Annotated in this window: 21 protein-coding genes; 15 read left to right on the forward strand and 6 right to left on the reverse strand. The window is 35.0% G+C overall.

What is annotated here, in order from left to right; translation table 11 throughout:
• The first annotated feature begins 321 nt into the window (after nt 1-321).
• The 11 genes from RBU59_RS27525 to RBU59_RS27575 all read left to right on the forward strand — a co-directional run bounded on the left by RBU59_RS27525 (nt 322) and on the right by RBU59_RS27575 (nt 12973).
• Entirely contained in the window at nt 322-942 is a 621-nt protein-coding gene (locus RBU59_RS27525) for a Maf family protein (protein WP_308145662.1), read from the forward strand.
• A gap of 220 nt (nt 943-1162) precedes the next feature.
• Nucleotides 1163-2203, forward strand: coding sequence for an N-acetyl-gamma-glutamyl-phosphate reductase (gene argC / locus RBU59_RS27530; protein ID WP_308145663.1), 1041 nt, complete (start codon nt 1163-1165; stop codon nt 2201-2203).
• A gap of 71 nt (nt 2204-2274) precedes the next feature.
• On the forward strand, nt 2275-3495 hold the full coding sequence (gene argJ, locus RBU59_RS27535; RefSeq protein WP_308145664.1) for a bifunctional ornithine acetyltransferase/N-acetylglutamate synthase: 1221 nt from the start codon (nt 2275-2277) through the stop codon (nt 3493-3495).
• A gap of 165 nt (nt 3496-3660) precedes the next feature.
• Nucleotides 3661-4563, forward strand: coding sequence for an acetylglutamate kinase (gene argB, locus RBU59_RS27540; protein ID WP_308148653.1), 903 nt, complete (start codon nt 3661-3663; stop codon nt 4561-4563).
• Between the two features lie 10 nt (nt 4564-4573).
• Nucleotides 4574-5755: an aspartate aminotransferase family protein gene (locus RBU59_RS27545; protein ID WP_308145665.1), complete on the forward strand. Its 1182-nt coding sequence runs from the start codon at nt 4574-4576 to the stop codon at nt 5753-5755.
• 178 nt (nt 5756-5933) lie between these two features.
• Nucleotides 5934-6368: a DMT family transporter gene (locus RBU59_RS27550; protein WP_308145666.1), complete on the forward strand. Its 435-nt coding sequence runs from the start codon at nt 5934-5936 to the stop codon at nt 6366-6368.
• A gap of 180 nt (nt 6369-6548) precedes the next feature.
• The gene (locus RBU59_RS27555; RefSeq protein ID WP_308145667.1) at nt 6549-7334 is read left to right on the forward strand and encodes a helix-hairpin-helix domain-containing protein; all 786 of its coding nucleotides are present in this window, start codon (nt 6549-6551) and stop codon (nt 7332-7334) included.
• 51 nt (nt 7335-7385) lie between these two features.
• Nucleotides 7386-8072, forward strand: coding sequence for a response regulator transcription factor (locus RBU59_RS27560; RefSeq protein ID WP_308148654.1), 687 nt, complete (start codon nt 7386-7388; stop codon nt 8070-8072).
• A gap of 25 nt (nt 8073-8097) precedes the next feature.
• Entirely contained in the window at nt 8098-9495 is a 1398-nt protein-coding gene (locus RBU59_RS27565; protein WP_308145668.1) for a HAMP domain-containing sensor histidine kinase, read from the forward strand.
• Between the two features lie 229 nt (nt 9496-9724).
• Nucleotides 9725-10702, forward strand: a complete 978-nt coding sequence (locus RBU59_RS27570; protein WP_308145669.1) for a GerMN domain-containing protein — start codon at nt 9725-9727, stop codon at nt 10700-10702.
• On the forward strand, nt 10703-12973 hold the full coding sequence (locus RBU59_RS27575; protein ID WP_308145670.1) for a DNA internalization-related competence protein ComEC/Rec2: 2271 nt from the start codon (nt 10703-10705) through the stop codon (nt 12971-12973). It abuts the gene before it with no gap.
• 279 nt (nt 12974-13252) lie between these two features.
• On the opposite strand, the gene RBU59_RS27580 is transcribed toward RBU59_RS27575, so the two are convergent.
• From RBU59_RS27580 to RBU59_RS27605, 6 genes are all read right to left on the reverse strand, one after another.
• On the reverse strand, nt 13253-14128 hold the full coding sequence (locus tag RBU59_RS27580; protein WP_308145671.1) for a DUF6551 family protein: 876 nt from the start codon (nt 14126-14128) through the stop codon (nt 13253-13255).
• Entirely contained in the window at nt 14128-15084 is a 957-nt protein-coding gene (locus RBU59_RS27585) for a hypothetical protein (RefSeq protein WP_308145672.1), read from the reverse strand. Before RBU59_RS27585 ends, RBU59_RS27580 begins: the two co-directional genes overlap by 1 nt.
• A 10-nt stretch (nt 15085-15094) precedes the next feature.
• The gene (locus RBU59_RS27590) at nt 15095-15481 is read right to left on the reverse strand and encodes a hypothetical protein (RefSeq protein ID WP_308145673.1); all 387 of its coding nucleotides are present in this window, start codon (nt 15479-15481) and stop codon (nt 15095-15097) included.
• Complete coding sequence (locus tag RBU59_RS27595) at nt 15474-16211, reverse strand: hypothetical protein (protein ID WP_330698430.1); 738 nt, start codon at nt 16209-16211, stop codon at nt 15474-15476. Before RBU59_RS27595 ends, RBU59_RS27590 begins: the two co-directional genes overlap by 8 nt.
• On the reverse strand, nt 16186-18090 hold the full coding sequence (locus RBU59_RS27600; RefSeq protein ID WP_308145674.1) for a recombinase family protein: 1905 nt from the start codon (nt 18088-18090) through the stop codon (nt 16186-16188). The genes RBU59_RS27595 and RBU59_RS27600 overlap by 26 nt, the downstream gene beginning before the upstream one ends.
• Before the next feature lie 134 nt (nt 18091-18224).
• Nucleotides 18225-18599 carry a helix-turn-helix domain-containing protein gene (locus tag RBU59_RS27605; RefSeq protein WP_308145675.1) on the reverse strand — a complete coding sequence of 125 codons (375 nt, stop codon included), beginning with the start codon at nt 18597-18599 and terminating at the stop codon, nt 18225-18227.
• A gap of 181 nt (nt 18600-18780) precedes the next feature.
• Between RBU59_RS27605 and RBU59_RS27610 the strand changes: the two genes are divergently transcribed.
• From RBU59_RS27610 to RBU59_RS27625, 4 genes are read left to right on the forward strand one after another with little or no spacing between them, the layout of a single operon-like run.
• Nucleotides 18781-18975 (forward strand): DNA-binding protein, encoded by a 195-nt coding sequence (locus RBU59_RS27610; RefSeq protein ID WP_308145676.1) that lies wholly within the window; start codon nt 18781-18783, stop codon nt 18973-18975.
• Nucleotides 18976-18995: 20 nt separating this feature from the next.
• Complete coding sequence (locus RBU59_RS27615; protein ID WP_308145677.1) at nt 18996-20081, forward strand: DNA cytosine methyltransferase; 1086 nt, start codon at nt 18996-18998, stop codon at nt 20079-20081.
• A gap of 3 nt (nt 20082-20084) precedes the next feature.
• Nucleotides 20085-21311, forward strand: coding sequence for a DNA cytosine methyltransferase (locus RBU59_RS27620; protein ID WP_308145678.1), 1227 nt, complete (start codon nt 20085-20087; stop codon nt 21309-21311).
• Nucleotides 21312-21321: 10 nt separating this feature from the next.
• Nucleotides 21322-24036, forward strand: a complete 2715-nt coding sequence (locus tag RBU59_RS27625; protein ID WP_308145679.1) for an AAA family ATPase — start codon at nt 21322-21324, stop codon at nt 24034-24036.
• Nucleotides 24037-24040 lie beyond the last annotated feature (4 nt).

The raw sequence follows: 24040 nt of genomic DNA on the forward strand, positions 1-24040 counted from the left end.
AAAATACCTTGTTTTGAATTATTATAAATATACATCATAATGTTATTTTATGCAATAGTAAATTTGAAAATATTAAATAAAAATCAAAATTTGATGGTAAGCCAGACCCTTTCTAATGTAAAATGATAGACATATATGTATAATAATGGTACAATTATTTAAAGGCAAATAATGTATTACGGTATAGATAAAAGACGTTTGATTGTTTTTAAGGCAATTGGGTTGATTTATCTATGCCTCTTTTTTGTTTGAAATAAAAGTTTAATGTATAAAATAGAACTGGATTAATAATAAGGATTAATACGTATCATGGAGGTCATTATGTATAAAATAATTTTAGCATCAGGTTCACCAAGAAGAAAAGAAATACTGGAACAGGTTGGTGTTAAATTCGCTGTTTGGTCCAGCGATAAAGAAGAAATTATCACAAAAGAAAAACCCGAGGAAATCGTAAAGGAATTAGCTTGTGTTAAGGCACGTGATGTAGCAGAAAAAGTTGAGGGTAAGGCTATCGTAATCGGAGCGGATACCATGGTGGCAATTGATGGACAAGTTTTGGGAAAACCTAAAAATGAGGCGGATGCAAAAGCTATGCTGCAAATGCTGCAAGGTAACAGACATCAGGTATATACGGGAGTTTCCGTAATAATTAAAACGGATGAAAAAAAAGATGGAATCAATACGGCTGAAGATAAAATAATCATTTTTGCAGAAAAAACAGAAGTTTGGGTTTATCCTATGAAAAGAAAACAGATTGATGAATATATAGCTACCGGTGAACCCTTTGATAAAGCGGGTGCTTATGGAATACAGGGTAAATTTGCAGTAAATATTGAAAAAATAGAGGGTGACTATTATAACATTGTAGGATTTCCTATTGCTAAATTATATGCAAGATTATATGAGGAAGGCATAGATATTTTAAATAATACAGATGAGTAAGAATAAAGAAAACCAGCAAAGTAAAAATATACAAAATGAAAATTATAAATATGTATTAAGATATATTTGAAAGATAGCAGCATTATGTTTACAGTAAGGGTTTTCCTGCATAAATAGAAAAAAATGAAAAATTATAAATCAGCTATTGCATAATATACAATTTGGATGTATAATTATAAATAATTATTTCAGATACAGGAAAAAGAACGGAGGTAGACAGATGATAAAGATAGGAATCATTGGTTCAACCGGTTATGCCGGACAGGAGTTAGTCAGATTACTATTACAACATAAAGATGCCAGGATAGTATGGTATGGATCGAAAAGTTATATAGATAAGAAGTACTACGAAGTGTTTCAGAATATGTTTCGATTAGTGGATTCTACATGTATGGATGATAATATGGAGGAGCTGGCAGAAAAGGTGGATGTTATATTTACGGCAACACCCCAGGGGTTATGTGCTTCCTTAGTGAACAGTGACATATTATCCAAAGTTAAAATCATTGATTTAAGTGCAGATTTCAGAATCAAAAATGTGGCTGTTTATGAAGAATGGTATGGGATAAAACATCAAAGCCCGCAGTTTATAAATGAAGCAGTTTATGGATTATGCGAAGTTAACCGGGAAGAGATTAAAAAAGCAAGATTGATTGCCAATCCGGGGTGTTATCCGACTTGCACGACTTTATCCATATATCCGTTGTTAAAGGAAGGACTAATCGATCCTGATTCAGTTATTATAGATGCTAAATCAGGTACATCCGGTGCGGGCCGCGCGGCTAAGCTTGGTAATCTTTTCTGCGAAGTGAATGAGAATATAAAAGCGTATGGTGTAGGAAACCACAGACATACTCCTGAGATAGAGGAACAGTTATCGTATGCAGCAGGACAGGATATTAAAATCAACTTTACACCCCATTTAGTTCCTATGAACAGGGGTATACTAATCACCGCTTATGGTAATCTGAAACAAAAGGTAACATATGATGAAGTTAAGGCAGTGTATCATAAATATTATGAAAATGAATATTTTATCAGAGTATTGGATAAAGGTGTCTGCCCGGAAACCAGATGGGTGGAGGGAAGTAACTTTGTAGATGTGAATTTTGTAATTGATTCCAGAACCAACCGCATCATAATGATGGGTGCAATGGATAATCTGGTAAAAGGAGCAGCCGGTCAGGCAGTCCAGAATATGAACTTAATGTTCGGTTTAGAAGAAAACAGCGGATTACAGTTAGTTCCTATGTTTCCTTAAACGGACGAGTATTACTCTGACTAAGAGAAAATAAGACTAGGAATGGCAAAGATGCCAGGAGGATTTATCATATGGAGATTATAAAAGGCGGGGTTACCGCAGCAAAAGGATTTAAGGCAGCCGGTATTTATGCCGGAATAAAAAAGAAAAGAAAAGATATGGCTTTAGTATACAGTATTATACCTGCAAAGGCAGCAGGAACTTTTACAACAAATGTAGTAAAGGCTGCCCCGGTTAAATGGGATATAAAAGTAATGAAAGAAAATGAAACAGCTCAGGCCGTGGTATTAAACAGCGGTGTGGCTAATGCTTGTACCGGCACTGCAGGGGATGAGAATAATTATACAATGGCAGAAGCTGTAGCTAAAAGTCTTGGACTTCCGGTAAATGCAGTTTTGACTGCTTCAACCGGTGTAATCGGGAAACAGCTTCCTATTGACGTTATGACAGAAGGTGCAAAACTTTTAGCGGATGCATTAGCGGATACACTTGAGAGTGGATTGCTGGCAGCAGAAGCAATTATGACTACGGATACCTATTCCAAGGAATATGCAGTTACCTTTGAACTAGGAGATAAGACTGTTACAGTGGGAGGTATGTCAAAAGGCTCCGGGATGATTCACCCCAACATGGCTACCATGCTTGGTGTCGTAACTACGGATATAGCAATAAGTAAAGCTTTATTACAGGAAGCAATCAGTGCAGATGTAAAAGAATCTTTTAATATGATTTCCGTAGACAGGGATACTTCCACAAACGATTCTTTGATAGTATTGGCTAATGGTTTGGCTGGTAATGCAGAGATTACGTCGAAAAATGAAGATTATGATAAATTCTGCAAGGCTCTGAATCTTGTAACAACCGAGTTGGCAAAACAAATGGCAGCAGACGGGGAAGGGGCTACTAAATTATTTGAAACTGTAGTTGTGGGTGCAAAAAATAAAGAAGATGCAGTTATATTAAGTAAATCCATAATTACCTCGAACCTGGTTAAAACAGCAGTTTACGGTAATGATGCAAATTGGGGCAGAATTCTTTGTGCTATGGGTTATTCCGGTGTAGACTTTGATCCGGACCAGGTGGATTTATATATTGAAAGTGCAGACGGTAAGTTAAAACTGGTTGAAAACGGAATGGCAACTGATTACAGCGAAGAAACAGCAACCAAGATACTATCTGCGAAAGAAGTTCGTGCAATAGCAGATATTAAGGCGGGTGCCGGTACAGCAACAGCATGGGGCTGTGATTTAACCTATGATTATGTAAAAATAAATGCAGATTATCGTTCCTGATAATTAGTATGTATGTGAATATTTTTACCTCATATTTAAACAGAAACTTAATTATCAAGCATATTTAACAGGCAGAAAGAAAAAAGAAGAGGGATTCGTGAGTAAATATACAGACAATCTCTAGCAGTAATAAAATAACCGGAGGAATACACTAGAATGGAACATATGGATCAAATATTAATTAAGGCGCAAACGCTCATAGAGGCTTTACCATATATACAGAAATTTAATAATAAAAAGGTTGTCGTTAAATACGGCGGAAGTGCCATGTTGGATGAAAATCTTCAGTTAAATGTAATTAAAGATGTGGCTCTTCTTAAACTGGTCGGAATGCAGCCGATTATTGTTCATGGCGGCGGTAAAGAAATCAGTAAATGGGTGAGTTTATTAGGACATGAATCAAAATTTGTGGAAGGCTTACGAGTAACTGACGAACAGACTATGGAAGTTGCGGAAATGGTATTGGGCAAGGTAAATAAAGGTCTGGTGCAGATGATAGAAAAGCTGGGTGTAAAAGCAGTCGGAATCAGCGGTAAAGACGGTGCCACTCTGAAAGTTGAAAAGAAATTGGTAGGCGGCCAGGATATCGGATATGTGGGAAATGTAACGGAAGTTAATGTGGATTTAATTAATACCTTAATTGATAATAATTTCATTCCTATTATTGCACCAATTGGACTGGATGATGAATTTCATGCTTATAATATAAATGCGGATGACGCAGCCTGTGCAGTAGCAACGGCAATAGGAGCGGAAAAATTAGCTTTTCTTACTGATATTGAGGGTGTATATACGGATCCGGAGGATAAGAGCACATTAATATCCGTATTAACTTTAGACAAAGCGGATGAATTAATTAATAATGGTTATATCGGCGGTGGCATGCTTCCTAAATTGAAAAATTGTATTGATGCGGTACGAAACGGTGTATCCAGAGTCCATATTCTAGATGGAAGAATGGAACATTGTCTATTGCTTGAATTCTTTACGAATCGAGGTATCGGTACGGCTATATTGAATAATGAAGGAATTTTATTTGAACATGAAAAGGTTCAGACAGGAAAATAGGAGGAATATCATGGGGATGAATGAATATATTGAAAAAGCAGAACAGGTCTTAATGCATACTTACAACAGATTTCAAATTGTACTGGACAAAGGCGAAGGGGTATACCTTTATGATATTAATGGAAAGCAATACCTGGACTTTGCTGCAGGTATTGCTGTATTTGCATTAGGATACGGTAATATAGAATATAATGAGACCTTAAAAAACCAGATAGATAAGCTTTTACATACTTCTAATTTATATTATAATGTTCCGGCAGTGGAAGCTTCTGAAAAATTAATCAAAGCTTCCGGTATGGACCGGGTATTTTTTACTAACAGCGGTACGGAAGCAATAGAGGGAGCTATCAAGCTTGCAAGAAAATATTATTATAATAAAAAGCATCAGGCAGGAAGTCAAATCATTTCCATGAATCATTCTTTTCATGGCAGAAGTATGGGTGCCTTATCTGTTACCGGGAACCCAAAATACCGGGAACCTTTTGAACCCTTAATCGGCGGTACTGCATTTGCAGATTTTAATAACCTGGATAGTATTAAAGAAAAAATAACAGATAAAACTTGTGCTATCTTAGTAGAACCGGTACAGGGAGAAGGCGGTGTATATCCTGCAGAGAAACAATTTCTTATTGGCTTAAGAAACCTGTGCGACGAACTGGATATTCTGCTTATTTTTGATGAAATACAATGCGGAATGGGAAGAACCGGAAGTATGTTTGCTTACCAGGGTTATGGGGTAAAACCGGATATTATTACCAGTGCAAAAGCATTGGGATGCGGAGTGCCTGTCGGAGCCTTTGCCGCAACGGATAAAGTGGCGGCAGCTTTTGAACCGGGAGATCATGGAACAACTTATGGAGGCAATCCATTTGCAACGGCAGCCGTTAGTAAAGTATTTGATTTATATGAATCGGAAAATCTTATAACCCATGTTAACGAAATAGGTGGATATCTGGAACAAAAGTTGGATGAATTAGCAGCAAAGTATGACTTTATTATGGAAAGACGAGGTAAAGGTTTAATGCAGGGATTGGAATTTAAAGTACCTGTAAAGGATTATATCTTAAAAGCCATGGATAAAGGATTGATTATTATTTCGGCAGGAGCAAATGTTATCCGGTTTGTACCGCCTTTGATCATTACGAAAGAACATGTGGATGAGATGATAGGTATTCTCGAAAGTACATTTTAATAAGAATAGTAATCAGTAAAACCGTAAATCCCTCACTTTTCGAAGTTTGGGATTTATTTTGTTGTTATTAATATCCTTTTTTCCAATTCAATGAATATGCTACTCATGATTTGGTAAAAATATAATAGGCGGATTTGGATATTATATGCAGCCGTACTATAAGAAAAAGGTGATAATTATGATGGGATGGATTATTGCAATCATATCAGGTGCATTAATGAGTATCCAGGGTGTATTTAATACGGGAATAACAAAAGAGACAAGCATATGGGTATCTTCCAGTTTTGTACAGTTTACAGCATTTTTAGTTTGTCTTGCCGCCTGGTTTATAACCGGACGGGAGGGCAGCTTTGGGACAATTTTTAAGGTAGACAATAAATATATGCTGTTAGGTGGTGCGATAGGTGCTTTTATTACTTATACAGTTATAAAAAGTGTAGATTCCTTAGGACCGGCAAAAGCAATTATGTTAATCGTTACCGCACAATTAATTACGGCTTATGTAATAGAGTTATTTGGTATTTTCGGAGTGGAACAGGTAAAATTCGTGTGGCGTAAATTAATCGGTGTCATCTTAGTAATCGGCGGAATTATTACCTTTAAATGGGACTAGTTTTCTGAAGTTTTTCTTATATTTTAAAATCTTTCAAAATACCTATTGTAATCATACAATTTATTAGGTAGAATATTATCATGCAGTAAAGTATTGAGGATACGTTATTGATATGACCCTTTTTTATCGATTTTCATGGAATCAATTCATTCATGGAACTAAGTAAGAAAGGACTAAATCATGGAGAAAAAGAATATATTAAAAATCGGAATTATTATTGTTCTGATACTATTTACAGGAATTCTCTACAGTTGCAGGGATAAAGAGACAGCGAACATTTTTTTACAGGATGAAGCAACGAGTCAAATGGAGTCAGTGGATAGAACGGAACCCGAAAACCAAAAAATGGCGGTTACTAATCAGAAAAATAGCAATGATAAGGAAGAAACAGGAATAAAAGGGGATAAACTTGCTGTAGAACAATCCGGATATGAAAAGGCAGAAGATAAGCTTTTTATTGAAACTTCAGATAATACCGGAAATATCTATATACACATTTGCGGAGCTGTTAAGACACCTGATGTTTATGAAGTGAAAGCGGGTACCAGACTGGTGGATGTTATTAAGTTAGCTGGAGGTTTAACAAAAGATGCAGCCGGCGATTATGTCAATCAGGCTGCTAAAGTGGAAGACGGACAAAAGGTTTACATTCCAACCAGGAAGGAAGTAAAAAACCAGCAGGCGGACATTTTAAGCAATTCTACAAATCTGGTTTCAGACAATATCACCTCCAAAAGTGAAGAAAACGATTCCCATGGTGGTATTACTTCCGGGAAAGTTAATATCAATACTGCTTCAGCTGAGGAACTTATGACATTGCCTGGCATTGGGGAATCGAAAGCAGAAAGCATAATGACTTACAGACAGGAACACGCTGGGTTTAAAACAATTGAAGAAATTAAGAGTATTAACGGAATAAAAGATTCCGTTTATAATAAAATCTGTGATAGGATAACAGTAAATTGAGTGATTTCCATTAGGAAACTGACTTAGAAATTATAGGAATGGGTGATGAATGTGGGTAAGAAAGTACTTGTTGTTGATGATGAAAAATTAATCGTAAAAGGGATACGCTTTAGTCTGGAACAGGACGGAATGGAAGTTGACTGTGCTTATGATGGCGAAGAAGCATTGGAAGCTGCTAAAAAGAAAGAATATGATGTTGTTTTGTTGGATGTAATGCTGCCTAAACTTACAGGATTTGAGGTATGCCAACAGATTCGTGAATTTTCCAACATGCCGATTATTATGCTCACTGCTAAGGGAGATGACATGGATAAAATTCTGGGTTTGGAATACGGAGCAGATGATTATATAACGAAACCCTTTAATATACTGGAAGTAAAAGCCCGTATCAAGGCTATTATGCGCAGAAGTTCCAAGAAATCAGCTGACAATCAGGCAAAAGTTATTAAATTTGAAGATCTGAAAATCGATTGTGAAAGCAGACGTGTTTATGTTAATAATAAAGAAGTTAATTTAACAGCGAAGGAATTTGATTTACTGGAGTTATTAATATTCAATCCCAATAAGGTATACAGCCGGGAAAATTTGCTTAATATTGTATGGGGATATGACTATCCAGGTGATGTTAGAACCGTAGATGTACACATTCGTCGTTTACGTGAGAAGATTGAAGATAATCCTAGCGAGCCAAAATATATACATACAAAATGGGGTGTTGGCTATTTTTTCCAAGATTAAAGAAAAATTATGGTTTCTTAAAAGTATGAGAGTGCATTCTTTATTTGCACTCTTCTTAATTGGTATTCTTCCGATTTTATTTTTTGCCTGGGAGATGTTGAATACCTATGATACAACCGCTTTTGAACAGAGGAAAAATGATTTGCAAAGTCAGGGAAGTTCTATGGCAAATCTATTATTAACCTCCGGTTATTTTAGTGACCCAACCATTGAGGAAGTTAATACTGAATTATTACGTACCGCTAATATTTATGACGGAAGAATATTAGTTGTAGATAATAAGTTAAATATCTTAAAGGATACTTATGGTATAGAAGACGGTAATATTATAATTTCAGAGGATGTTATAAAGTGTCTCGGAGGGGTTAATAGTATCCGCCAGGATAAAGAGAATAATTTTGTTGAGATGACGGTTCCTATTACACGTACTACTACTACCACTAAGGAAGTTATGGGTGTTATTTTGATGAACTTTTCAACGAAAAATATCAATACCATATCTGCAATATTATCCCAAAAAGCAAATGTATTATTCCTTACTACAGCTATCCTCATATTTGTATATGCATTTTTTTACTCCGGTGTATTTACAAAACCTTTTATTAATTTAAAAAAGGCAATCGGCCATCTTACGGAAGGATATATGGATGAAGAGGTTAAAGTAGACGGATTCTATGAGGTGAAACAGATTTCTAATTCCCTCAATCAGATGCTCTTGCGTATTAAAAATCTGGAAAGATCCAGACAGGAATTTGTATCCAATGTATCCCATGAATTAAAAACCCCGATTACCTCTATTAAAGTATTGGCAGATTCTCTTATCATGCAGGAGAATGTACCACCTGAATTGTATAGGGAATTCTTAGTGGATATAACAGAAGAAATAGAGCGTGAGAATAAAATAATCAACGATTTATTATCCCTGGTTAAACTGGATAAAACTGCAAGTGAGATGAACATTACTTCTATCAAGATAAATGATTTGTTGGAACTGGTTTTAAAACGTCTTCGTCCGATTGCCAAGAAAAATAATATTGAGTTAATTTATGAAAGTTTTCGCCCGGTAATAGCGGAAGTGGATGAAGTGAAACTGTCACTTGCTCTATCCAACTTAATTGAAAATGCGATTAAATATAATGTGGAAGACGGCTGGGTAAGAGTATCTTTAAATGCTGATCATAAATACTTCTATGTGAAAGTAGCAGATTCAGGAATCGGAATTCCCGAAGATGCGCAAGACTTTATATTTGACCGTTTCTACAGGGTAGATAAAGCCCGTTCCAGAGGTACAGGCGGTACAGGACTTGGCTTATCCATTACGAAAAATGCGATTCATATGCACAAGGGTGCTATTAAAGTATATAGCAAAGAAAATGAAGGAACTACATTTACTGTACGTGTACCGATTAATTATATTGCATAATAAGGCAGGATGGAAGCCGTCCAGGGATACTTTTACTCCTTTACAGGGATGGAGGGGGACTGTTCACTCCCCTGCAAAAAGCAGCAGTCCCGTAAACAAACACGCTTTGCGATGCACACAAAACGCGACGACAGCGTTCCTGCGCTGCAATTCTCCGGTTTTCTGTGACAATACATTCACAAAAAACACGTCGCGTTTATTGCCTGTGAACAGCAGCATGGAGGGTACGATGAAAGAAAATGATATAAAATATAAGAAAAATATAATTAATTTTTTATTGCTGGCTGTTATTCTTATCATAGCTGTCTTGTGCGGAGCCTGCAGTAAAAAAAATAATGAAACCATCACGGATAAAACAGAGGAAGCAGAGCATAACCTTTATTATATTGATAAAAATGAGACAAAGATAGTTGCGGAACCTTATCAGCCCAAAGCTGTAACAAAAGAAGATTTAGTCAAAGAATACATGGAAGCTTTAGGTAAGGAACCAAAAGATCTTTCTCTTAAGTCAGCAAAACCGGATAAACTTAAAGTGGAGGATTTCAGTTTTAACGAGGATAATGGATTAAGTATCAATTTTAATTCTGCTTATAGTAATCTAACCGGTATTTCTGAAGTACTTTGCCGTGCCTGTATTGTAAAAACGTTATGTCAGATTGACGGAGTGGAAGATGTGGAATTTTATGTGGACGGCCAGCCGTTAAAGGGTTTAAATGATCAACCGATCAGCTTTATGAAAGCGGATGATTTTATTGATAGTACCAGTGCGGAGAATGTATATGTAACAGTTTATTTTGCCAATGAGAAGGGGAATAAACTGGTAGGAACAAATTTAAAAATTCATACGCTTGATGGTAATGTATCCATTGAAAGACTTATACTTGAAAGTTTAATTACCGGACCAACCGGAATCAAAAATATAGAAGAGAATCTAAAAAAGACGATACCGGATGGAACAGAATTGATTAATACATCAACCAAGGATGGTATTTGTTATGTTGATTTTAATGAAAAATTATTAAATAAGATACCTGGTATAAAGGATGAAGTGGTAATTTATTCCATAGTAAATTCCCTGGTTGAACTTTCTACCATTAACAAAGTTCAGTTTACGATTAATGGTCAAGTTAAGAAGAATTACAGGGAAGATCTTTCTCTTGATAATTTATTTGAAAGAAATCTGGATCTGGTAGAGGGGAGCAAATAGATGAATATTAAGAGACCCCTTGTCTGGATGCTGGCCTTTTATTTGGCGGGTTTGACACTATATTCCTTATTATCTTCTTATATATTTATAATAGGGGGAATAAGCTTTATACTGATTGCATTATGGCTGTTACTTCCAAAAAATAAACAAAGAATAGCCAATAATTATTTTTTATTATGTTTGCCGCTATTATTTATTCTTGGGTTTTACCGGATGAATCTGCAGCTGTCACCGGGCAGTATAGATGACTTATTTGTAAGTGAGGTTAGCGGTACTGTTCAGGGACAGCTCGTGATGATCCAGAATAAAGGTGAATACCAGGTACTTACACTAAAACATAATATGATTTCTCTGAACAACATATATAAATATATTAACGGTAAAATTACAATATATACATCTTCTAAAGACCAATACAAAATTGGTAATATCTTATTCGCTGAAGGCGATATCAAAAAATTTCAGAAAGCTTCTAATCCAGGGCAATTCAATGAATACCAATATAACCGGATGTTATATATATATTACAAAATGAATGCTGATGTAATAAATATCATAAATCATAAATATTCCATCTTTCCTCAAGTTCTATATGACATAAAAATAAAATTAGTTGAAGTTTATAATAAGATGCTTCCAAAAAAAAATGCAGGTATTTTGTCGGCAATGATACTGGGGGAAATATCTCTTCTGGATCCTGAAATAAAACAATTGTATCAACAAAGCGGTATCTCTCATATACTTGCAATATCCGGACTGCATGTTTCATTATTGGGTTTATGTTTATTTCAATTTCTGAAACATTTAAAAATCCCGTTAATTCTGAATGCGGGAATTTCTATATTTATTATTTTCTCCTATGGGGTACTGACTAATTTTAGTGTTTCAACCAATCGTGCCGTGGTAATGTTAATAATATTAATTTTTGCCGGATTAATCGGCAGAACATACGATTTGTTATCTGCAACAGCAATCAGCGCTTTACTTATATTAATACAATCACCACTCCAAATAACAAATGCAGGTTTTTTACTTTCTTTTGGCGCTATTTTGGGTATTGGTTTAGTCAATCCAATATTATCAGTGCTGATACCATATAGAAATAATTTCTGGGATGGATTAAAAACCAGTATCAGTATTCAAATTATTACGCTTCCGATTATTCTATATTTCTTTTATGAATTTCCTACCTATTCTGTTCTTATTAATATGATTATTTTACCTTCGTCCTCTATAATAATTCTTCTGGCTATTCTTGCGGGCTTAATAGGGTGTATCAACCTGCCCCTTGGAGTAGTGATGATTGGGGGCGTACATTATCTGTTAAATTTCTACGAATGGATATGCAGAGAGGCCTCTAAATTACCTTTCAGGACTTTTCTAATGGGTCGTCCGGATCTCTGGATACTTATTGCTTATTATATTATCGTATTGCTGCTTATTTACTTTTATAAAAAAATAAAGCGAAAAATATGCGTTTTGCTATTGTCTTTTTTAGTAATTATTTTTATGAAATCGAAACCTCTTTCTTTGACTGTGACCTTTTTAGACGTAGGTCAAGGTGATGGAATATTTCTTTTATCACCTAGTGGAACCACTTATATGATAGACGGTGGAAGTTCGGATGTTTCCAAAGTTGGACAATACAGACTGGCACCATTCTTTAAAGCAAATGGCATAGAAGCTTTAGATTATGCTATTGTGACCCATATGGATTCAGATCATATATCCGGTCTGAAAGAATTAATTAAAGGGATGGAAGATAGCAATGGGATAAAATCACCGACGATTTATAAAGGTAATATAATGATCCGTAATCTGCTTCTTCCGGATATACTTAAGAAAGATGAAGTATATGAAGAACTTGTTTCAATGGCTGAGGAAAAAGGGATAAAGATAACCTATATAAAACGAGGGGACTCCATAAAGGATGGTGACATTTACTTTAACTGTCTGCATCCGGATGCCAATTATAGTTTCACATCCCGAAATGCATATTCCACCGTGCTCAGTATCAGTTATAAGGAGTTTGATTTATTATTAACCGGTGATTTGGAAGCAGATGGGGAAGAGATGGTTTTACAGGAATTAAGTGATCAGGCAGGTTTTACAGATAATAATTACATGGAAAATACTAAAATTATAAATAATGATTCAGCTATTGTATCGAACTACAAAAGACAACCCGCAACGGATTATGATATCTTAAACAAAAAGGTTACGAGATTGATACAATTTCGCTTTCCGTGTTCAGCTATGAAAACAGCTTAATACAAGGGTTTTTGTATGGTGTTGCTCAGAGATGGTTCTGACTTTTCAACGAAAAACAATTAACTAAGTTGTAATAATTGCAATCGTTTTAGCTGCACTTGCACAACCATGTTAACGATATGAACTAATCGTTATAAGAGTATGGTTATCGTTAGACCAATAGATATTTCCTTTTAATTGTTGAAAAAACAACAATCATTTTGCATGGCAGAATAAATGCCTAGATAAAAATATAACCCTGCCTTTTAATACGGCAGGGTCTCGGATATATTATTTATCTCAAGTATTAAATATATCAAGTTGGCCATCAGTGACTGGATTTATATTGCTGTCGAATTCTTCCTCCTGTTCTTCGGAAGCAACAGATTTTGTTTTGAGTGCATATAATGTTTCCCATTTCAATGGATTATGGGATTTTTTGTTGTAAGCGAGAAGAAGAGCCTCAGCAAAACCGAGTGATCCAGCTTTTCGTTCTTTGGCGGTTCTGCTGATTTCTTTTACCGATATTCGACCAACTTTTTCTTTGAATACATCATCCTTCAAAGAATCACCGTAGGTTTCAAGTAGAATTACCAAGCCATTTAACATATTTCCGCTAAAAGATTGTGGGGTACCTTCCCAAGTTCCGATACATAGACGCAGAACACGATCCAGTGTATGGAAACCGTACTTGTCATATATCTTTTCTAAGGAATAAACAGCACAAATCCCGCCAGGTCTGGAGCTTTGAGTAAGGAATAAACCATAAGATTCAACTAAGTCTTTTATTATCAGTTGTTTATCATTGCCGGCTTCAATATTGGCCATGAAGATTTCATAAGGCAAGAGCGGTTTAACATACTTCATCTGGTTAGCAAAGATATCTGCTTCATGCGAATATTCCAAGTCATCGTATATCATACACCATACTGGTGTATCGCGAGAACCGGATACCAATGCAATGATTTCGATGGTATGTTGGCCGTTAAAAACATAATTGATTCCATTACGGCGACTGACTTTTACTGGATTGACCTGATACGGATCAAAGTTGTCAGCGGCCCTTTGTACATGATTAATTGACAAGTTTCGTTGGTATTCTTGGTTGGATACAAGGTTCTTTATTGGTATCTGTTCAAAATGTACATTCGGTACATACTTAAGTAATTCGTCCATTATTTTTTCTCCTCAAGGGCATTTAGCATACTTTCAATTGTATTTTTAAGGTCGACTAACTGGTTTTGTAATTTGTTTCGTGCTCCATCCGAAACGTGCCTGAGATTAGCAGATAATCGTGTACGTTTTATGGAACTAACCCAGGAAGGAATGGTAAGCATAAGGCTCGAAATATCAGCATCCGGATCATACTTTGGCATCTGCTTGATTTGAATGTTCGTATGAACTAATGGTTTGATTGGTGGGGAAGGTAGTCTTTTCCATTGCAGTTCATGGCGCATTACTGAATAGCTGATATGTTCTATTTGTTCACAGGAAAGATAGCTGTTCAAATTTTTGATATTCTCCTTTGGAAGTCGTGATAGTTCTATAAGATTTTCATGAGATATTTTTAATTTGCCGGATAATATCTTTCTTGCAATATCAGCATCTTTTTCAAAAATAATATCTATGGTTCTTGCATAGACGCCATACTTATAAATTGTGCTTTGCGAGATGCAATACTCTTTTCCGAGCTGAAGTGCTGTTCCGTTGTTGCAGCTATTATCTTCGCCCAAAAGCATGGTAGAAAATTCATTCTCTGAAAAAAGATTATTTCCAATGGGGTATTTTACACATGTTATTTTTTCAGCATCATATCGTTTTCCAATTAAATATCTTTTTGTTTCATCTGATATGTTTTTCGTACATAATTGATTGGTGCATATCCAAGCAATTACATCTTCCCGTTTATTGAAATCCATCTTTAATATTTCAAATGAAATATTAAAGCGATGACAAATTTCGTATCGGTTGTGTCCGTCAATGATTATTCCACTCCATACAACTATGGCATCACGGCAGCCTTCGGTTACTAGATTTTGTTTTAGTTGCTCATACTCATTTTGAGAAAGTGGCGGTATTAGGTTCTTAAATTCCTCATCTATTTTAAGGTTATGAATACGATAGTCGTTCATACTTTTTCCTCTATTCAATATTATCTTGTGGTTCGTTCATTAAAACAAAGTCATTCATTGAAAACTGTGCAATCCCTTCTTTTTGATTTAAATCACCATAAATTCGGTATGCCTGTTTATTCTGCCATCCGCAATTTACATTTCGCAAAGTTCGAAGAAGGTCACAACTATAAATTTCACAACAATTTTTAGTTGATAGCATTTGAGGTTTAATATGATGGGCCAAATGATCTTCACGTATACTACGTCTTAAAGCAATGATTCGAGCAGAAGGATTTACAAGCAATTGGATGTATTCAGGATCTCCCAACATATGTAGTGTTGATTTGTGAATTCTTATACGATTTTTCTTAAGATCGATTGATAGAATCGGTTGTAAGGATGTTTGATTAATCATTTTGTTTTACCTCACTTTCCATTGCTTCAATATCAGAAGAGGAAAAAATTCTCCTGTTTTCCTGGATACCAAAGACTGCATAACCGTCAAAAATATTTACCTGAATGGATTTTTGATGTTCCTCCACAGGTAAACCGAACTGATTCTTCCATTCAGTAGGGTAAGCGGGAGTACGTGACATTTTTGGCTTTTCCCCCTCTTTGGCCGTACTCATATATATTTCAGGTGTTGTAAGATCAAAAATAAAAAGAAGTTCATTATCAGAACTTATTAGTTTTCCTAATAACTTATATCTATAGTTTGGGTTCCAACCCATGAGTGAGATAACCTTTGCAAAAAACATTCTACACGTAATCTGTTTTGGAGAACGTTTTTTTTCACTAGCAGAACACCAACGAAAGGAATCCTTTTCATCTTCTGAGCAAGGTCTGACAGCCAATTTTTTTTCATCCGGATTTACAAGAATTTGTACGAAATCAACATCAGGCAGCTTTTTTATACAAGCGGTATTTAAGGAGACTTTGCAGTTACTTAAAGTGAAGGATGGTTCATATGTATGTGCAAAAAACTCTCCACGAACGACCTGATAACCATCATAACTAAAAGCATCCTCTTCAATTATTTCAATATCCCTTGAGGTTGTTTTCTGTTTTGGGTTGTAGGTATTATTCATAATTTCATTACTTGTGTTCTGAATAATATTATCATTCAACATGGTTATTTCGTTCATGGTTAACCTCCTGTTTCATATCATTCATTAATTCGTCGATGCTTTTACAAATATCATCTGAATCGGTTATTTGCAGTTCGGATTCTTTATACGGAACTCCATCCAGGTGAACACCCCATTCTTTATTATTTGAAAAAGCGGCAAGTTCACGAGCCTGCGAATGGCTATAATAGTTGTTACCAAATCCATTTACCCAATCTGCTGGATAAGCAAGGACATTCTTCTTTGCACCTTCAGTAAATGGAAGTATATCTTCCAATGGCTTTTTTGATTCTTGTTCTTTTTTATCGGCTGAATCAAGAACATCACTTGGAATTAAGATTTCCGTTTCGTGTAAATTAAATATTATGAGTGATGTATTTTCATTTTTTTTAAGAACTCCTATTACGCGGTATTTGCAGGTTGGATTCCATCCGAATATATCATATAAAGTGGATAAATAGGCAGTACCACTGACAAGGCGAGGCTTAATCCGACCATTTTGAGGACTGGCCCATTGTACGGAATTTCTGTTTTCGTTTGTACAAGGACGTACAGCAAATAGGAGTTTGGTTGGATGCACCAGCATTTCAATACCGACAATATCATTTAACTTACGAATAGCCTCTGTACTGAATTTGATTCCATTAACAGAAAATGTCATACTGATTCGATCAGCGGTATCGAAAAACTGTGCTCGCGCTATTTCAAAACCACGAAGATCAAAATCTCCAGATTGAGCTGTTATACAGGAGGATGATATTGAGTTGACATCTTCAGTAACACTTTCTGATGCTGCTTTATAATCTTTTGATTTGAATCCTGCCCATCTTGGATTGATAGGAACAAATCCTTTTAAAACACCGTCGGTAATGACATGAAGTTCCGGAAGGAGTCCTTTATTTCCGTATTTTGCGTTGCTAATTAGGTGTTGAACAGCAATGAAATCGTCTCTTGAGATAATTGGCTCATGATGATTACGCTGACGATACTGGTTTCTGTCCTGTTTGTTCTTCTTTGATTTATGGTCTAGGTAACTTGGGGTCCAGGTTTTCCGAGCAAGAACATCTCCACAGTGCCTTTCATTCTGAAGAATTTGCAAAATAGAATTTACCGACCAGGTTGTATTATCCTTTTTAGTACGACATCCAAGGTTGGTAAGTGTGTCGGCAATCTGCTGGCAAGTGTAGCCGTATAGGTACATAAAAAATGTCAATCGTACAATTTTAGCTTCCTCCTCATTTATGATAAGATTACCATCATTATCCTGGTCATAGCCAAGAAGTGGCGGTGTGAGAAAAATACCTCTTCTGAAACGCATTTCGATTGAAGCATTCATAATTTCACTTTTATTATGGCTTTCTTCCTGGGCTAATGTAGAAATGAAAGATAAACTCATTTCGCTCGTACTGTTCAAGGTGTAAATATTCTCGGTTTCAAAAAATACTCCGACCGGTGGTTGCAAAGCAGCGAGCTGCCTAACATATCCGATACAGTCAACAACATTTCGGGCAAAACGTGAAACGCTCTTTGTAACAATTAAGTCTATCTTCCCTGCCTTACAGTCAGTAATCATTTTTACAAATGCATCCCTGTGCTGGAGAGAGGTGCCGGAAATGCCTTCATCGGCATATATTTCAATGAGTTTCCAGTCTGGACGGCGGCTGACAACATCATGATAATGGTATTTCTGTAATTCATATGACGATGTTTGTCTTGGATCATCGGTTGATACTCTGGCATAGACAGCTACACGCTTTTCCCTTTGATTATCATAAAAATCTTCTTGTGGCAAAGCGGGAATAACATCTAGTTCATCTGAATTTATGCCTTTATATCGTTCCCTGATTTTTGATTTTTGTATAGCAATGCTTTCTTGCTTTATCTCATTTTCAGTCATAAGTAACCTTCCCTTGTTTAAGCAGTATGGCTCTATTATATTTTTTTCATAAGAATTGAAAATAGACCATGAGTCAAGTATTTAACCTGTGGTCTATTTTCAAGTACATATAAATCTGATAATTAGGCAATTTGCTATCCTTTATATTTGTCTTTCTTTTCAGTCAGTATCCAGTCGTTATTTCGCAATATGGATTTTGCGGCGCTGATTTGTTCAAATATAAAACGTTTTTCTGATCCGGAACAGTCAGACATCAATAAATCTATGTCAGTTTGGTATTCAGTCGGATTGTGAAGCTGATTTCCATTTAGTAATTCATCAACGGTAACTCCAAGTACGTTAGAGATTCGAACCAAGGATTCCAGGCTTGCATGTTTTTTTGCATTTTCAATACAACAAATATAGGAAACAGACATATCCGTTATCTCAGCAAGTTCGGCCTGTGTAAGATGCTGCTGGGTGCGGGTTTCCTTTATACGCTTGCCAATAATTTTATAATTTACTTGCATTTTATTATCTCCAATCCATAAACAGGTGATGAGAAAGCTGTAATAAGCTGCATTATTAATTGTATCATAAGATTTAAAACGAATGAGTATGTAATGGAAACACTTAAATAAGACAACAGTATTGTGTTGCTTTTATTCGCCCCGTAGAATATAATAAGGTTTAGAAAGTTAGGTGATAATAATGGGTTTTATGAGTGCAAGCCAAATGGCGAAAAAATGGAACATCTCTCAAAGAAGAGTTCAAGTTCTTTGTTCAGAAAATCGGATTGAAGGAGCATTTAAAGTTGGAGAGGTTTGGGCAATTCCAGATGATGCACCTAAACCAGTTGATTTTAGAAAAAAAAATAACAAGGATGACAAAATTAAAATACTATGAATTGAAACGAGGTTATTGTAATGAGTAAGAAATTTACTTGTGTTGATTTATTTTCTGGAGCAGGAGGGCTATCTCGTGGTTTCTATGATGCTGGTTATGATGTAGTACTTGGCGTTGATTTTGATGAAGCAGCGTTAAAAACATTCAAGGATAATCATGGTAATGCAGAGGCTATGAAGTTGGATTTGTTTGATCATAGCAATATAGAAAGAATTGTGAGTTATATTAAACAAAAAAATATAGATTTAGATGTTTTAGTAGGTGGGCCACCATGCCAAGGATTTTCTATTGCAGGACCTAGAGATATGAATGATAAAAGAAATTCATTATACTTGGCTATGGTAAAACTTGCAGATAAATTAAAACCACAAGCTGTAGTTTTGGAAAATGTTCCAGGAATGCTTCAAACAAACGGAGGCATTGGTGCAAATAGAATTATTGAAGATTTTAAGGGAATTGGATATACAATTACTCCTAAATTATTATATGCACCTGATTATGGAATCCCCCAAATTCGTAAAAGAGTATTTTTTGTAGGATTAAGAGATTCAGAAACAGAATTTGAATTTCCAGAAGCAATTCTTGATAGCAAACATTATATCACATGCGAAGATGCTATTGGTGATTTACCTTCATTACAAACAGATGAGGGAGAGATAATTTACGGAGAAGAAATACAAGAATATGCTAAGCCAGCAGTAAATGATTATCAGAAAAGAATGCGTAGTAATTCAAGTGTTGTACAGAACCATATAGGTAGTATACCAATTGAAAAAACAAAGAAAATGATATCGCTTATTCCAGAAGGAAAAAATTATAAGGCATTGCCGGAAGAATATCGTGGCCTATATAAATACCATGAAGCATTGACACGTTATAATAGTAAAAAACCTTCGTTAACAATTAATACGGGACATCGTTCTCATTTTCATTATATGTATAATAGAATTCCAACTGTAAGAGAGAGTGCACGACTTCAGAGTTTTCCAGATGATTTTATCTTCTATGGCAATAAATCGCAACAATATAAACAGGTTGGAAATGCTGTTCCACCAATGCTGGGATATGTTGTTGCAACAAAACTGAAAGAATATTTACGAGGTTAGAGGATGAGCAGAAAATATAAAATGATTGATTTATTTGCTGGATGTGGTGGACTTGAAGATGGTTTTCTGCAAAGTAATCGATATAATGATATCGCAGCAGTCGAATGGTTGAAGCCACAGGTAAATACTTTGATACATAGGCTGGAGACAAAATGGAACATTAAAGATGCTAAACAAAGAGTTCTTCATTTTGATATTCAGAGAGAAGAAGAATTGTTCTCAGGATGGAAAGATGATGAATTTGGAGAAAACAAGGGACTGGATTATTATGTAAAAAAAGCTGATGGAATTGATGTTATAATTGGAGGTCCCCCATGTCAGGCGTACTCTGTTGCGGGAAGAGTACGTGATGAAAATGGCATGAAAGATGATTATCGAAACTACCTTTTCGAACATTACCTTAACGTTGTAGATAGATATAAACCCAAGGTATTTGTTTTTGAAAACGTGCCAGGATTATTAAGTGCAATTCCTGATGGAACACCTATTACAAAATTAATAAGAGATGGTTTTAATGGAATCGGATATGAGATTGTAGATGATATAAAAAAATATACTAAATTAGATGCAAGCGATTATGGAGTACCACAATCCAGAAATAGATTAATTATTTTAGGAATTAGAAGGGAGATAGTAGATGATCCACAAGAAGCTTTACACAAGTTTTATAATGAATTTCTACCAAAATATAAAGTGAAACATAAAAAAACCGTTGAAGATGCTATTGGGGATTTACCACCTATTTATCCTACATTTGATAAAGAAAAGCATAAGAAGAAAGAAGCGTATACCATACCAAATACAAAGATAACATGGCATGAATCAAGATATCACAGTATAAGAGATATGAAAATTTTTGGAATGCTTGCTGATGATATTGAGTCTGGAAGAAATGAATATGTGGATAGTAAAGTCTTAAGTAAGATTTATGAAGAACAGGTTGGTTCTAAGTCTCCAATTCACAGATACCATGTACTAAAAAGGGACGAGCCAAGCACAACTATTATTGCTCATTTGCACAAAGATGGAAATAGATTTATTCATTATGATCCAAAGCAGTGCAGATCTATAACACCAAGGGAAGCCGCAAGATTACAGTCCTTTGATGATGACTTTGACTTTTTGGGAAACAGAGGAAATGCATATCAGATGATAGGAAATGCTGTACCTCCGTTACTAGCAAAAAAAGTATCACTTGCATTAGCAGAACTATTAGACGAATTGATATAAGAGGTGAATGATGACGCATACAACAAAATTATTATTAAGTAAGCTATGTGCAATCATTGACGAAAACAAGTATTTGCTTATAGAAGGCGGAATTGCTACCGGTAAAACATATTTAGCCAAAGAAGTGGCAGTAACTTGCTCTGATGCTAGATATAATAACCAAGGCAAATTACCGCCAGGAAAAGCAAAATATGATATTCAAAGTGAGATAGTTTCAATCCATCCATCATATTCATATGATGATTTTATATGTGGCATTTCTATGCAAACAGAAACTGATGGATTATCATTTGAGTATAAAGATAAGATTTTTTTGTCAATGGTTAGAAAGGCAAATGATAGCTGGGCTAAAAAAGAGAGTAAGAAATATTTTTTAATACTTGATGATATAAATCGTGGTTTTATCTCAGGTATTTTAGGTGATGTTTTGGCACTTATAGAACCACATGGGAATGAAAATTATTATGTAAATACACGAGATGGTATAAGAATTCTACTGACCCCAAACATCTATATAATTGCGACAAAGAACATCATGATTGAAAGTTTAGAGCCAACTAATTATGCTTTTGCTAGAAGATTCTATAGTTTTACAATTGAAAGTAACTACAAGTATATGGATGACGCAGCAACAGCTATGACTACAGCTACTACAGATATTAGTCCAAATGCATTATATAACAGAGTTAAGAGAGTTGTTAACGATAACCTATCATATAGATTCCGGGTAGCTGAATCAGAAAAAAATCGTTATATATTGGGTCATGGTATGTTTCAAGAGAAAGATATTTTATCTCGAATAAAATATCAGATCATACCATTACTAATGCAGTATGTTAAAGAAGGTATACTGGAAAAATCAGTAATGTCTGATATCAAAATTTTGAAAAAAATAGTTGTTAGTAAGTATAGTAAAGATTATAGTTTCTGTGAATCAAATTTAATTGAATTAAAAGTAAGGGGTGTAGACAAAAGCAAATTTGAAAGTGAAACTGTTACTCATAAACCGCTGATTAATTTAGTATCAAGAATAAAAGAACAAGGCTTGTTAGCCGATACAGATATAGAAGATGCGGTTCTATTCAATTCAAATGTTCTTCTAAGAACAGGTATAAGAGGCGCTACTAAGGTTAATGGATATCTTTATGTAAAAAAAGCTGATAGTGGTCTTTACCTTTTAGGAAATAGAAACCTGTATAAGTCGGCGGATATAATTAAAATTAATGGAATAGATTACTCAATAGCAGGTGAAATGCAACCTAAAGAATATAACCGTTGGAGTGAGGATATACTCAAAGATGATTATGTAAATGAGAAAAACTCCACATCGCCAAATACTGTGTTGTTTTTAATACTTAAAAATTATTATCAACGTTTCATAAAAAATTGTGAACTTTATTTAGATGAATGGCCAACTGATGATAATATTGCTCTACTACGAATGTTTGCACAAGAAGAATGGAATAATTTCGTAGCAAAAAATCGTACTATCATTCCAGCATCAGGGGTAGCAGATGATAATGCAGCGGCAAATAAAGAGGTACGAGAGGCAATTGAATCTTTACAGTTACTATGGGCGAATAGAGGCGAATTGATTTCTTTTGGAGGACAAGACATAAAAGTAGAAGGAGCATATAAAGTGAGTACAAATACAAAATATAAAGAATACATAGATACAATGACAAAGTTGAATATTCATCAAATGATAATGCAAGGACCTCCTGGAACATCAAAGACATTTTCTACAAGAGGTATGCTTAAGTATATAGGCAAGGGATTGGAGAATGATGACTCTCTGACAAATGAGGAGCTTAATGCTCTACAGATTGTCAACTATGATGATGTTAATCAAATGACAGAATGGAATAAAACAAATCCTGGAAAACAGCCTACAATTGCATGGGATATTGTTCAGTTTCATCCTTCATATGGATATGAGGATTTTGTAAGGGGAATCGAAGTTTCCACATTAAAGAATACATCAGGAACTGGATCTTATATCTCATACGATACTGTTAACAAAATATTAGGAAAAATGGCATCAGTTGCATCAAAATCAGAAAATAATAATACAAAATTCTTTCTCATCATTGATGAGATAAATAGAGCAAATCTTGCTACAGTATTTGGAGAATTAATATATGGTTTGGAATATCGTAAAGAAGGTGTGGCAACACCTTATACTGTCGACAAATCAAACAAGATTTCTTTACCAGATAATTTATATCTTATCGGAACTATGAATACCGCTGACAAATCCATTGGTGGCATAGACTATGCAATTCGTAGAAGATTCCTCTTCTTTTCTTTATTACCGGATGATATAGCTATTAAAGAATTCAATCTTGAAAAATTAACAATACAATCAGAAATTGACGCACAAAAAGAAATAAATGAAAAAGCATTGAAGCTATTTAACAAGGTTTCCAGGTTATTTGATAGCGTAAATCTAAATTCTGAATACTTCAAGGAAGATGTTCAAATTGGTCATACATATTTTTTGGTAAATTCTGAAGAACAGTTATATTTACGCTTTAAGTATCAGATATTGCCTATACTTAGAGAATATCATAAGGATGGAATGTTCCAGTTTGAAGATTCTGAGTCAACTGGGGATAGCTGGTCTGGTTTATTAAATTGTATATCTGGTAAAATTAATATAAATAACGATGAGAATACAGTAAAACAAATTTTTGACGATATAATTGCAGAAGCTGTATCATAGGAGA

The organism is Anaerocolumna sp. MB42-C2 (assembly GCF_030913705.1).
Classification (GTDB): Bacteria; Bacillota; Clostridia; order Lachnospirales; family Lachnospiraceae; genus Anaerocolumna.